Source organism: Streptomyces sp. NPDC107562 (genome assembly GCF_055657325.1).
On sequence record NZ_JBVKBE010000003.1, the window covers coordinates 81,106 to 94,210 of the forward strand.

At 72.5% G+C, this 13,105-nt stretch carries 7 protein-coding genes; 6 read left to right on the top strand and 1 reads right to left on the bottom strand.

All coding sequences use genetic code 11. From position 1 onward, the window contains the following. Nucleotides 1-130: 130 nt before the first annotated feature. Nucleotides 131-2,296 (bottom strand): RecQ family ATP-dependent DNA helicase, encoded by a 2,166-nt coding sequence (locus ACZ7LV_RS10750; RefSeq protein WP_471937929.1) that lies wholly within the window; start codon nucleotides 2,294-2,296, stop codon nucleotides 131-133. 152 nt (nucleotides 2,297-2,448) lie between these two features. Here ACZ7LV_RS10750 and ACZ7LV_RS10755 point away from each other — a divergent pair, with 152 nt between their 5' ends. From ACZ7LV_RS10755 to ACZ7LV_RS10780, 6 genes are all read left to right on the top strand, one after another. Further along, on the top strand, nucleotides 2,449-3,963 hold the full coding sequence (locus ACZ7LV_RS10755) for a DUF4192 domain-containing protein (protein WP_471937931.1): 1,515 nt from the start codon (nucleotides 2,449-2,451) through the stop codon (nucleotides 3,961-3,963). A gap of 537 nt (nucleotides 3,964-4,500) precedes the next feature. Further along, on the top strand, nucleotides 4,501-6,420 hold the full coding sequence (locus ACZ7LV_RS10760) for a glycogen debranching N-terminal domain-containing protein (protein ID WP_471939171.1): 1,920 nt from the start codon (nucleotides 4,501-4,503) through the stop codon (nucleotides 6,418-6,420). Nucleotides 6,421-6,577: 157 nt separating this feature from the next. Further along, a complete protein-coding gene (locus tag ACZ7LV_RS10765; protein WP_471937933.1) occupies nucleotides 6,578-7,336 on the top strand; it encodes an NUDIX hydrolase in 759 nt (252 codons plus the stop codon). Between the two features lie 96 nt (nucleotides 7,337-7,432). Continuing rightward, nucleotides 7,433-9,805 (top strand): ABC transporter ATP-binding protein, encoded by a 2,373-nt coding sequence (locus ACZ7LV_RS10770; protein WP_471937935.1) that lies wholly within the window; start codon nucleotides 7,433-7,435, stop codon nucleotides 9,803-9,805. Nucleotides 9,806-9,978: 173 nt separating this feature from the next. Continuing rightward, entirely contained in the window at nucleotides 9,979-10,866 is an 888-nt protein-coding gene (locus ACZ7LV_RS10775) for a FadR/GntR family transcriptional regulator (protein WP_401678494.1), read from the top strand. 585 nt (nucleotides 10,867-11,451) lie between these two features. After that, a complete protein-coding gene (locus ACZ7LV_RS10780; protein ID WP_471937938.1) occupies nucleotides 11,452-12,996 on the top strand; it encodes an RNA polymerase sigma factor in 1,545 nt (514 codons plus the stop codon). The last annotated feature ends 109 nt before the right edge of the window (nucleotides 12,997-13,105 follow it).

Sequence of the window (13,105 nt, forward strand, 5' to 3'; positions counted from 1 at the left end):
TCCCGCCGAACTGGGATGCGGCAACGAGCAATTGGGGCGCCCGACCCTTATCGAGTGGTCCGTGGCTTATATCCGTACCCGGCGGCGTGCCGAGTGATGCGAAGAGGGACGGCGCAGGTGACCGCTTCGTTCAGCCCTGTACGGCAAGAACGAGGGGCAACACCCCCTGCGCACCCGCGCGCCGGAGCAGGCGGGCCGTGACCGCGAGGGTCCAGCCCGTCTCCGTGAAGTCGTCGACGAGGAGCACGGGGCCGGGTGTCTCGGCCAGCGCCGCGCCCAGGGCGGGCGGTACGGTCAGGGCTCCGTCGAGCGCCTTGAGGCGCTGAGCGCTGTTGCTCCGTGAGAGCGGTGGCACGTCGGTCGCGTACTCCAGCGACCCCAGCAACGGCAGTCGGCCGATCTCGGCGATGCGTGCGCCGAGTGAGCTGATCAGCCGCGGCCGGGTGCGTGAGGGGACCGTGACCACACCCACGGGACGTGGCTGGGCGTCCGCCGCGCCCGGAGCCCAGCCCCCGGGGCCCTTGGCCCAGTCGGCCAGGACGCCGACCACCGCCTTCGCCACGTCGTCCGGCACCGCCCCGTCCGGGGTGTGCGGGGCGAGCATCGGCCGCAGCCGGTTGCCCCAGCCGATGTCCGACAAGCGTCCCAGCGCGCGGCCCGGCGAGGCCTGTTCACCGGCCGGAATGCGGCCCTTGAGGTCGACGCCGATCGCCGGCAGGCCGGTCGGCCACATGCGGCGGGGTTCCACCTCGACGCCCGCCCGGCCCAGATCGACGCGGGCGGCGTCCAGCGCGGCCGTGGAGGTGTCCACGGTGAAGCGCGCACCCGCGCAGTTGTCACAGCGACCGCAGGGCTTGGCGCCCTCGTCGTCCAGCTGGCGTTGCAGGAACTCCATGCGGCATTCCGTGGTCGCCGCGTACTCCCGCATCGCCTGCTGCTCCGCCTTGCGCTGGCGGGCCACCCAGTCGTAACGCTCCGCGTCGTACGTCCACGGCTGTCCGGTCGCGATCCAGCCGCCCTTGACCCGGTGCACCGCACCGTCGACGTCCAGGACCTTGAGCATCGTCTCCAGCCGGGAGCGCCGCAGCTCCACCAGCGGTTCCAGCGCGGGCAGCGACATGGGCCGCTCGGCGCGTGCGAGCACGTCGAGCGTGCGGCGCACCAGCTCCTCCGACGGGAAGGCGAGGGAGGCGAAGTACTCCCAGATCGCCTCGTCCTCCTTCCCCGGCAGCAGGAGGACCTCGGCGTGCTGGACGCCACGACCGGCGCGGCCGACCTGCTGGTAGTAGGCGATGGGGGACGAGGGCGAGCCGAGGTGGACCACGAAACCGAGGTCGGGCTTGTCGAAGCCCATTCCGAGTGCCGACGTGGCCACCAGGGCCTTGACCTTGTTCCCGAGCAGGTCGTCCTCGGCCTGCTGGCGGTCGGCGTTCTCCGTCTTCCCGGTGTACGACGCGACCACGTGCCCCCGATGGCGCAGGAACGCGGTGACCTCCTCGGCGGCGGCCACGGTGAGCGTGTAGATGATCCCGGAACCCGGCAGATCGTCGAGGTGGTCGGCGAGCCAGGCCATGCGGTGCGCGGCGTCGGGCAGCGGCAGCACACCGAGGCTCAGGCTCTCCCGGTCCAGCGGGCCGCGCAGCACGAGGGCGTCCGACGTGCCGCCGGTACCGAGCTGCTCCGCGACGTCGGCCGTCACCCGCGCGTTGGCGGTCGCCGTGGTGGCGAGGACGGGCACGCCCGCGGGCAGATCGGTGAGCATCGTGCGCAGCCGCCGGTAGTCCGGGCGGAAGTCGTGGCCCCAGTCGGAGATGCAGTGGGCCTCGTCCACGACCAGGAGTCCGGTCGCCGCCGAGAGCGCGGGGAGCACCTGGTCGCGGAAGTCCGGGTTGTTCAGGCGCTCCGGGCTGACGAGCAGGACGTCGACCTCGCCCGCGGCGATCTCGGCCTGGACGGCGTCCCACTCCTCCGTGTTCGCGGAGTTGATCGTCCTGGCGTGGATGCCGGCGCGGGCCGCGGCCTCCACCTGGTTGCGCATCAGCGCGAGCAACGGGGAGACGATCACGGTGGGACCGCTGCCGCGGGCGCGCAGCAGCGAGGTCGCCACGAAGTACACCGCGGATTTGCCCCACCCCGTGCGCTGCACGACCAGGGCCCGGCGCTTCTCGGCGACCAGCGCCTCGATCGCGCGCCACTGGTCCTCGCGAAGCCGGGCCGTGCCCGTGGCGTCGCCGACCAGGCGGGCGAGGACGGCGTCGGCGTCCGCGCGGAGTTCCGCGTTGCTCGTGTGCTCCATGCGTCCATACAACAGGACGGCACTGACAGACGGGCGACTCGGCCGGGGCGGGCGGCACACGCCGGGAGCTGGGCACCACGAGGTGTCGTGTCCCTGATCGGACTTATCCACAGGTCTGAGCGGAGTTTTGGATTCCGCGAGATCGTCGGCGCATGACGCATCACGGCGAATCGACAGAATCCTTCGAAAACGACAACGCGTCCAGGAGGGGTCGGGGGTGGCGACCCCGTGCCCACGGACGCCGAATGAACGGTGAGGGGCTCCCCGCCGCCCACCAGATCACCTTGCGCACCCCGGCCGAACTGGCCGACGCCCTCCCGTACCTGCTCGGCTACCGCCCGGAGGACAGCATCGTCCTCGTCGCTCTCCATGGCGGGCGCGGGCGGTTCGGCGGCCGGGCGCGACTGGGTATCCCGGCGAATCCGGACGACTGGGAGTCCGTCGCGGGTCAGCTGGCGCACGGCCTGATCCGGGGAGGCGAGCGCAGGGGAGCACGACCGGAACAGATCGTGGCCTACGTCTGCCAGGAACCGGGCGTCGGCGAGACCGGCCGGCAGGTCATGGAGCGACTCCGCCCGCTGGCCCACCATCTGCGCTACCAGTGCGGCCAGCTCGACGTGCCGGTGATCGAGGCCCTGTGCATCTCGGGCAGCCGCTTCTGGTCGTACTGCTGCGACATCAAGGGATGCTGCCCGGACGAGGGCGAGCCCATGGGACTCCCGGGCACGTCGGTACTGGCCGCCGCGGCCACCTACGCCGGTCTTCAGGTGCGCGGCACGCTGCGGGAGCTCAGGGCGAGGCTCCAGCCCTGGGAGACGGCCGCGGCACTGGAGCAGGAGGGCGCGCTGGACACCGCGAGCATGGCCCTGGTCCCCAGGATGCTCGACGGCACCCGTCGCGTGGGTGTGGCCGAGGAGACGGTGGACCTGGCCCGGCAGGTCATGAGCCGCCTGGCCGACGCGCCGCCCGCCTCCGGCGCGTTCATGGCGGACCTGCGGGACGACGGCATTCTCCGGTACGAGGAAGCGGCGACCCTGATTCTCGGCCTGCAGGACCGCACCACCCGCGACCGGGTCGCCGAGTGGATGGAAGGCGAGGAGGCCGCCCCCGCGCTCCGGCTCTGGCGCGCCCTGTCCCGCCGCTGCGTCGGTCCCTACGGCGAGCACGCGGCAGCGCCCCTCACCCTCGCGGGCTGGGTGGCCTGGTCGACCGGTGACGACCTCGAAGCACGGGAGGCGCTGGCCATGGCCTTGGGTGCCGATCCCGGCTATCTCTTCGCCCGACTCCTCCATCAGGCCGTCAACGAGGGCCTCGATCCTGAATCGATCCGCCGCTGCCTGCGCGCCGAGCGGGACGACCGGGTCCGCGTCACCTCCGAGGAGCCCGCAGCGGCGCGGGGAGGGTCGGACGTCGACACGACGCAGGGCACTGAGGGCGCCGATGGCGAGGGCAAGGGCAGCGGCGGTGACGGGGGAGAGAAGTCGCGAGAGAAGTCGCTCCCACGACGCGGCGTGGCAGCGGGAGGGACCGGTCCGGGGAACGGGCCCAGGGGCGGTACGCGTCCGCCGGTGGCCGGGAAGGGCGGCGTGCGGCGTCGCACGTCCCGGCGCGGCGTTCTTCCTGCTCGCAGGGACGGCGAGGGGAACGCGGCAAGGGTGGTCGAGTGAGTTGCCGCATCACTCGGCGCCCTGGCGCCCGCCACCGTTCGATCGCCGGGAGGGTGTCCGCACGGCCGGCGGTGCTCGCGTTCCGCCTGCCCATCCCCTGGGCGGGCCCGGTACGTGCGTGACCCGAAGGAGCCCCGATGCGTTCACCTGAGTGGCGGAACGCCTGGACGAGTGGCACCGCCGCGACGCCATGTCCCGACGGAGCTTCGCACCCGGTCCCGAACCAGTCCGAGGCGCACAGAGCGCAGAGGAAGCAGCCCGATGCACCAGACGACTCCGCCCTCCGGCGATCGCGCGATCCGCGGCCGGCATACGCCACGGTCCGGCCCGGGCACCGGCCCGCCGCAGCGGACCGACGGTCTCGGCCACCGGGAGTCCTCCATGAACGGCGGGGGACCCCCGTCTCGCGCGGCAAGTCAGGACGTGGCACCTTCAGCCAGGCCCAAGGGGGAGGTCCCGGCGGTGTCACCGACCCGGCTCCGCCCCGCGTCCCCGCTCCCACCCCGCCCCGGCGACCTGCCGCCCACCCACACCGTCATGGTCTGCGTCGCCCTTCCGGGCCTCGTCATCTCCACCGGGCAGGGGCAGTTGACGGGGGAGGGGCTGGAAGGCTTCTATCGCGCGGGCCGGCGGCTGCTCTCCCGGTGCCAGGTCCGCGTGGCCGGACGCGAACCACTCGCGGTGCAGGCCCGGACGACGGGCGCCGATCGCGCGCGCTTCGTCGGCACGCTGCGTGCCTCGCCGCACTCCGGACCGGACCCGGACGTCATGGTCGAGCGCACCCGGTGCGCCGACGGCACGGAGCGGATCACCCTGCGCAGCGCGGCTTCCCGCCCCCTGCGCCTGCCCGTCGAGGTCGCCCTGGGGACGGACCTCGCCACCCTGGGTGCCATCGCCTCCGGAAACGCGGGGCCGGAGGTGCCCGCCAGCGTTCATGACGCGGGTCTGCGCTGGACCGACGGGAAGGAGACCTCTTCGGTCACGGCGGACCCGCCGCCCACCGACGCGCTGGCCTCGGCGGGCCTGCTGCGCTGGGAGGTCGAACTGGCCCCGGGCGGCAGCACGACCCTGGAGCTGAGAGTGCGCACGACCGGCGCGGGACCCACCCGCGCGGTCGGCCGTTCGGCGGCGAGTCCGTTCGCCCGGGCGGCGGTGTCGGGCGACGACCCCCGCGTGCAGCCGTTCCTGCGGACCTGCGTCGACGACCTGCACGCGCTGCTGCTGCGCGATCCCACGCATCCGGCGGACGTGTACCTCGCCGCCGGCGCACCCTGGCGCTGCGGCCTCGCGCCGGCCGACGCCCTCGCGGCCGCGAGGATGGCACTGCCACTCGGAACCCGTCTCGCCACGGGCACGCTGCGCACGCTCGCCCGGACCCAACTGGCCGGTCCCGGGCAGCAGTCCGGCATGATCCCCGGGCCGCGCCGGGACGCCGGCGGTCATCTGCCGCCCGCCTGCACGGGCACCGAGGCCACGCTGCTGTTCCCGGTGCTCCTCGCGGAGGCCCGCCGATGGGGGATGCCGGAGCACGAGGTGGAGGAACTGCTGCCGGCCGCCGAGCGCTGCCTCACCTGGTTGCGGACGGCGGTGGGCGACGGCACGTACGTGTGCGACCCGCAGCCCGGTGGCCCCGTCCGGTGCGAGACACAGGCCCATGCCCATCGCGCGGCGCTGCTTGGCGCCGATCTCCTCGACGCCTGCGGCAGGCCGGGGGGCGCCGGACTGAGGGAGTGGGCGGGGGAACTGAGGTCCGCGTTCAGGACCGGCTTCTGGATCGAGGACCCGGGAGGCGGGCGACCGGCGGCGGCCCGTTCCCGCGACGGTCGCCTCGTGCCGCACCTCGGGGCGACCGTCGTCCACCTGCTCGACACCGGACTGCTGGGCGGGGGCGAACTGGCGCAGGGGCTGCTCGACCGGACGCAGGCCGACCAGGTCGCCCGGCTTCTGGGCAGTCCGGCGATGGACTCGGGGTGGGGACTGCGGGGCCTGGGCGTCAAGGAGACGGGCTACAACCCCTTCGGTCACCGCAGTGGTGCCGTACGGGTCCAGGAGACCGCGACAGCGGTCGCGGGGCTGGCTGCCGCCGGGTACGAGAAGGAGGCGAGTGCGCTGCTGCGGGGGGTCCTGGCGGCAGCCGTGGCATTCGAACACCGGCTGCCGGAGATGTACGCGGGCGAGCCGCGCGGCGACGGGAGTGCCCCGCTTCCCCACCCGGCGGCCTGTCGTCCCGCCGCCACCACGGCCGCCGCCGGGATCCTGCTGCTCACCACCCTCGCCGGCATGCGTCCGGACGCTCCTGCCGGCACGGTCACGCTGCGTCCCGTGCGCAGCGCGCCCCTGGGAGAGCTCACCCTGAACGGATTACGGGTCGCAGGCGCACCCTTCTCCGTACGGGTCAGCCGACTGGGCCTCGCCATGGTGGAGGAGGCCGCGGAGGGACTGCAGCTCGGGGTGTGACGCCACAGCGGGGCGAAGGCTCGGTCGAGCAGGTCCACGAGTGCGGGGCGACAGCCGGGAGCCGCAGGTGAAAGCCGCACCGCCAGGACGCGGAACGGCTGCCGACGGAGGCGACGAGGGGAGTGTTTATCGTCAGGCAGACGACTATGATCGCGGCATGCCCTACGACCCGTCAGCCTTCCCGCCCTTCGCCGTGACCGTGGACCTGGTCGTGCTGACCGTGCGTCGCCATGCGCTGTGCGCGCTGGCCGTGCGCAGGGGCGAGCAGCCGTTCCAGGGGCGCTGGGCGCTCCCGGGAGGCTTCGTGCGGGACGACGAGGACCTCTCCCAGGCCGCGGCGCGCGAACTGGTCGAGGAGACCGGGCTCTGTGTGCACGACCCCGCCGTCCCCACCCAGGACAACGGCGCGCACCTGGAGCAGCTCGCCACCTACGGCGACCCCAAGCGGGACCCCCGCATGCGCGTCGTCAGCGTCGCGCATCTGGCCCTCGCCCCCGACCTGCCGGCCCCGCGTGCGGGCGGCGACGCCAGCAACGCGCGCTGGGCGCCGGTCGAGGAACTGCTGCAACAGGGCGGCTACGGCCGGGACGGCGAGCCCGTGATGCCGCTGGCCTTCGACCACGCGCAGATCCTCGCGGACGGGGTGGAGCGCGCCCGTTCCAAGATCGAGTACTCCTCGCTGGCCACGGCGTTCTGCCCGCAGGAGTTCACCGTGGGGGAGCTGCGCCGCGTGTACGAGGCGGTCTGGGGGGTGGCGCTGGACCCGCGGAACTTCCACCGCAAGGTGACGGGCACGCCGGGCTTCCTGGTGCCCACGGGCGGTACCACGACCCGGCAGGGCGGCCGACCCGCACAGCTCTTCCGCGCGGGCGGGGCGACGCTCCTGAACCCGCCGATGCTGCGCCCGGAGGTGTGACCGCGCCCGCGTCGGGCACGGGGCGTCCGGTCGCGCTCCGCGGGGCCACGTGTTAGGTACCCGAAAAAACGGACATAGCACGCTATCTTGCTACGGGTGATCCAGGCCTTCGGATTGACCAGCAACTCCCGCAAGGACCTTCCGCCTGCCGTCGACGACGTCTCCTTCGAAGCGCCCGCGGGCCGCGTCACCGCGCTGCTCGGGGATCCGGGTGCAGGCAAGACGACGGCCCTCAGGCTGATGCTCGAACTCCAACCGGGCCGCGGCATTACCTACTTCAGGGGTCGCCCCCTGCACCGCATCGACCACCCGTCCCACGAGGTCGGCGTCCTGCTGGGCGACGTGCCGGGGCACCCCGGCCGGACGGTTCGGGGGCATCTGCGCATGCTGTGCGCCGCCGCGGGCATCTCCGCCCGCCGGGCCGACGAGGTCCTGGAAGTGGTGGGCCTCGTCAGCCTCCGTGACGAGTGCCTCGGCACCCTCTCGCGCGGGATGGACCGCCGCATGGGTCTGGCCTGCGCGCTGTTGCCCGACCCCCACACGCTCGTCCTGGACGAATCCGCGGCCGGGCTCTCGACCCGGGAGAGCCACTGGCTGTACGGCATGCTGCGCGCCCACGCCGCGCAGGGCGGCACGGTCCTGGTCACCACGTCCGACCCCAAGGAGGCAGCCCGCACCGCCGACCGCGTCGTCACCCTGGAACGGGGCAGGGTCGTCGCGGACCAGGAGGCCAAGGAGTTCGCCCGCACCCGGCTGCGGCCGCGCGTCGTCGTCCACAGCCCGCACGCCGCCCGCCTCGCGGCCGTCCTCACCAAGGAGGCCCGCACCGCGCACCGCTCCGTCGAGGTCGTCATGGAGAGCGGCAACCGCCTCTCCGTGTACGGCAGTACCTGCGCCGACGTCGGCGAGGCGGCGTTCCGCCACAGCGTCCTCGTGCTCAAACTCGCCGACGAGGTGGGGGACATGGGGCCGGGGGCCGGGACGGGGAAGACGTCCGCGGAACCGCAGCACGCGGAGCGGACGCGGGCGCAACTTGAGCGGTCCCAGGCCGAGGAGGGGCCCGAAACGGATCCGCGTCGCTCGGGAGCGGGCCTGCCGCGCCAGAGCGACAGCGGGTCCCACAAGGACGCGGCTGCGACACAGGGAGCGGTCGACAGAGAGGCCGTCGGAGGGGCCGCAGCCGGCAAGGCCACCACCGGCAGGCCCGCCAACGGCAAGGCGGCCACCGGCGGAGAGGCGACCGACGAGGCCGCCGGCAAACCCACCCCACGGTCGACGCCGGCCTCGCTCGACACCCCGCCCACGGCCGCGCCACTCGCCTCGGAGCAGAACGTCCCCGCAGAGGCGGACGGCCCACGCCCCACCACGCCGGGCAACTCCGTCGCGGCCGGCAACCCTCAGGCCGCCCCGGCCTCTGCTCCGGACCGCGCACCCCTGGCCGGTCGCATCGCCCTCGCGGAGCACGACACATCAGCCAGCCACACCACCCCCGACGGCGAGAACTTCGACCGCACGGTCTCTGACCGCGAGCCCCCCGACGGCAAGCCCCTCACCGGCACGTCCTCCGATGGCGCCCCGTCCCCCGATCGCCCCCCGGCCTCCGATCGCGCCCCGTCCCCCGATCGCGTCACCCCCGACGACAGGACCCGCGCCACCGAATCCCTGCCCGCGCTCCCACCCCCCATCTCCGTCCACCCCGCACCCACCCCCCTCCGCCCCCTCCGCTACGAACTGCGCCGGGCCACCGGCATCAGCACCGGATTCGTCACCAGCGCCGCCGTGCTGGTCGTGTCTGCGCTCACCGCCCTCGTGCTCGCGCGAATCGGGCACACCCCGCAGGCGCGCCTGCTCGCCGCGTGGCCGCAACAGCTGCCGTTGCCGCCCGCCGCGCTCGGTGCGGGCCTGCTGGGGGCGCTGGCCTTCGGGGAGGAGTTCCGCCACCCCGCCCTGGCGGCGGACCGGGGCACCGTCCCCCGTCGCCTCGGGCTGCTCACCGCCAAGCTCCTCGTCTCCGCGGCCACCGCGCTCGCCCTGGCCGTCCTCACGGTGGGCTGCGACGCCGAGGTGCTCTATCTCGTCTACGGGCAGGACCTCGCGCAGATTCCCGGCGACTGGCTGTCGCTGAGCGCGAGTTGGTTCGGGCTCATGGTCGGGTGCGCCTGGGCGGGCGTGCTGGCGGCCGGTGTCTTCCGGTCCACCACGGCCGGGCTGGCCGCCGTTCTCGCCGTACCGGTCCTCGTCGTACCGCTCGTACAGAAGGTCGTCGAGGGATCATCCGTGCGAGCCGCCGCGGGGCTGCCGATGCGGATGAGGCAGATGTTTCTGCTGCAGTGGCCGTTCGGCGGGGAGCGATATCTGGAGGCCGCGGCGCGGGTCGTCGCCCAACCCGTCGGCAGCGCGCTGACGTTGTCGCTCACCGCGCTGCTCTGCGCGTATCTGTACACGACCCTGCGCAGCAGGGTCCGATGACAGGCTTCTGACTACCCTCCGTGCCCTTCCGATCCGGTGCTGCGCACAACTCCCTCGGGAAAGCCCATTTCTTTCCGATAAGGCGTCAATTGCGACGGGGTGAGCGATCACCCTTTCGTGTGCTTTTCACCAAAGACCTCAAGGGAGTTGGAGACAGCGCCGACAAAGGACTCGTGAGTACCCTTGCGCACACCATGATGACCTCCGCCCGTTCCACCGACTCCGGTCTCGTCGGTCCGGGCGAACTCGACCGCTACCCCTACGCCGAGGCCCACGGCCCCGACCGTGTGAGCGCCCCCGTCTGGGAGGGCGCGGACCCCGAGCTGGGCCGTGTGGGCCGCCGCGCCGCGGGCAGCCGCGGCCGCGGCCTGCACGGCCAACTCGTGCAGCAGCTGGGACAGATGATCGTCTCCGGCGACCTGGGGGCGGACCGCCCCCTGGTTCCCGAGGAGATCGGCCAGCGCTTCGAGGTCTCCCGCACCGTCGTCCGCGAGTCGCTTCGCGTCCTGGAGGCCAAGGGCCTGGTCAGTGCCCGCCCGAACGTCGGCACGCGCGTGCGTCCCGTCAGTGACTGGAACCTGCTCGACCCCGACATCATCGAATGGCGGGCGTTCGGTCCGCAGCGTGACGACCAGCGCCGCGAACTGAGTGAGCTGCGCTGGACCATCGAACCGCTCGCTGCCCGCCTGGCCGCCGGCCACGGCCGTGAGGACGTCCAGCAGCGGCTGTCCGACATGGTCGAGATCATGGGGCACGCGATGGGGCAGGGCGACGCGATCACCTTCTCGCGCGCCGACGCCGAGTTCCACTCGCTGCTCATCCAGGTCGCGGGCAACCGCATGCTGGAGCACCTCTCCGGCATCGTGTCCGCCGCCCTCCAGGTCTCGGGTGGCCCGGTGACCGGTTGTGACAGGCCGAACGAGACGTCCCTCGCGCATCACGCCCGGATCGCCGACGCCCTCGCGGCGGGTGACGGCGGGGCCGCCGAGGCGGCCATGCGCCAACTGCTGACCGTCCACCCCGAGGTGGAGCGCGTGGTGCCCGCACCGCGCGAGCACTGACCGCGGACCGCGGTGTGCCGCGGCCGGTAGGTGTCCGAGGTGTCCTCCTCCCCGGTGCCGCTGGGCTTCCCCGGTAACGCTCGGCCGGACGTGCAGTGCGTCCCCCTCGGACCCCGCAGGTTTCCCCAAGATCTGCGGGGTCCGACGACGCGACGCGCTGGACGGGCAGCCGGACGGGCGGGCGGAGGGGCAGTCGGGTGAACGGGTGGACGGACGGGACGGGCGAGGCGCGCGGATGGCTGGGCGGACGGATGGTGGGTAGACGGACGGTGGGCCGACGTGGGCCCGCAGGACGTTCCGAACGGAACGAATCAGAGCTCCCGGTGACCCCCTCTGACCGTGTCTGACCGTTTTTGAGCGCTTACGGGGTGTGACTCGGGCCACGCAGATTGGGCGTAACACTCGTGGAAACAGCGCGATGACCTAAGAGGTGACAGCCGAGAAGGGAACACGGACGCCGGACACGGCGTTGTGGTTCCTCCCGGCACCCGCCCGCGCCGTCGGCCCATCCCCAAGCCGGCGGTCGGCTCCTGTCCGCCGTGGACGGGGCCGGAAGTCGTTTTCCAACGTTCCGAGAGGTTGTTCGTGTCGGCCAGCACATCCCGTACGCTCCCGCCGGAGATCGCCGAGTCCGTCTCTGTCATGGCGCTCATCGAGCGGGGAAAGGCTGAGGGGCAGATCGCCGGCGACGACGTGCGTCGGGCCTTCGAAGCTGACCAGATTCCGGCCACTCAGTGGAAGAACGTACTGCGCAGCCTCAACCAGATCCTCGAGGAAGAGGGTGTGACGCTGATGGTCAGTGCTGCAGAACCCAAGCGCACCCGCAAGAGCGTCGCAGCGAAGAGTCCGGCCAAGCGCACCGCCACCAAGACGGTCGCAGCGAAGACGGTGGCGGCCCGTAAGACCTCCACCGCCAGTGCTGCCCCGGCCGCGCCCGCCGTCGACGATCCGGCCGAGGAAACCGCGCCCACGAAGAAGGCCGCTGCCAAGAAGACGGCCGTCAAGAAGGCGACCGCGAAGAAGACGGTCGCGGCGAAGAAGACGGCCGCGCCCAAGAAGTCCACCGACGGCAAGAAGGACGACGTCGAGCTCCTCGAAGAGGAGGCGCTGGAGGAGCCCAAGGGGGCCACCGAGGAGCCCGAGGGCACCGAGAGCGCCGGGTTCGTGCTGTCCGACGAGGACGAGGACGACGCGCCCGCTCAGCAGGTCGCCGCCGCCGGCGCCACGGCCGACCCGGTCAAGGACTACCTGAAGCAGATCGGCAAGGTCCCCCTGCTCAACGCCGAGCAGGAGGTGGAGCTGGCCAAGCGCATCGAGGCCGGTCTGTTCGCCGAGGACAAGCTCGCGAACTCCGACAAGCTGGCGCCGAAGCTCAAGCGCGAGCTGGAGATCATCGCCGAGGACGGCCGCCGCGCCAAGAACCACCTGCTGGAGGCCAACCTCCGTCTGGTGGTCTCCCTGGCCAAGCGCTACACGGGCCGCGGCATGCTCTTCCTGGACCTGATCCAGGAGGGCAACCTGGGTCTGATCCGCGCGGTCGAGAAGTTCGACTACACCAAGGGCTACAAGTTCTCCACGTACGCCACCTGGTGGATCCGTCAGGCGATCACCCGCGCGATGGCCGACCAGGCCCGCACCATCCGTATCCCGGTGCACATGGTCGAGGTCATCAACAAGCTCGCGCGCGTGCAGCGCCAGATGCTCCAGGACCTGGGCCGCGAGCCCACCCCGGAGGAGCTGGCCAAGGAACTCGACATGACCCCCGAGAAGGTCATCGAGGTCCAGAAGTACGGCCGTGAGCCGATCTCGCTGCACACCCCGCTGGGCGAGGACGGCGACAGTGAGTTCGGTGACCTCATCGAGGACTCCGAGGCCGTCGTCCCGGCCGACGCGGTCAGCTTCACGCTGCTCCAGGAGCAGCTGCACTCGGTGCTCGACACCCTGTCCGAGCGCGAGGCGGGCGTCGTCTCGATGCGCTTCGGTCTCACCGACGGTCAGCCGAAGACCCTCGACGAGATCGGCAAGGTGTACGGCGTCACGCGCGAGCGCATCCGCCAGATCGAGTCGAAGACCATGTCGAAGCTGCGCCACCCGTCGCGTTCGCAGGTGCTGCGCGACTACCTCGACTAGGTCGTCCGCGGGTTTCGAACGCGGAACGACAGGAAGGCCCGGCCACCCTAAGGGGTTGCCGGGCCTTCGTGCTGGGCTGAGCGGGTGCGCGCCGTAGCGGCCTGAATCA

Coding starts and splice junctions, on each gene's coding strand:
- ACZ7LV_RS10760 (WP_471939171.1), top strand. CDS start 4,501: ATGGTCTGCGTCGCCCTTCCGGGCCTCGTCATCTCCACCGGGCAGGGG.
- ACZ7LV_RS10765 (WP_471937933.1), top strand. CDS start 6,578: ATGCCCTACGACCCGTCAGCCTTCCCGCCCTTCGCCGTGACCGTGGAC.
- ACZ7LV_RS10755 (WP_471937931.1), top strand. CDS start 2,449: ATGACGCATCACGGCGAATCGACAGAATCCTTCGAAAACGACAACGCG.
- ACZ7LV_RS10750 (WP_471937929.1), bottom strand. CDS start 2,296: ATGGAGCACACGAGCAACGCGGAACTCCGCGCGGACGCCGACGCCGTC.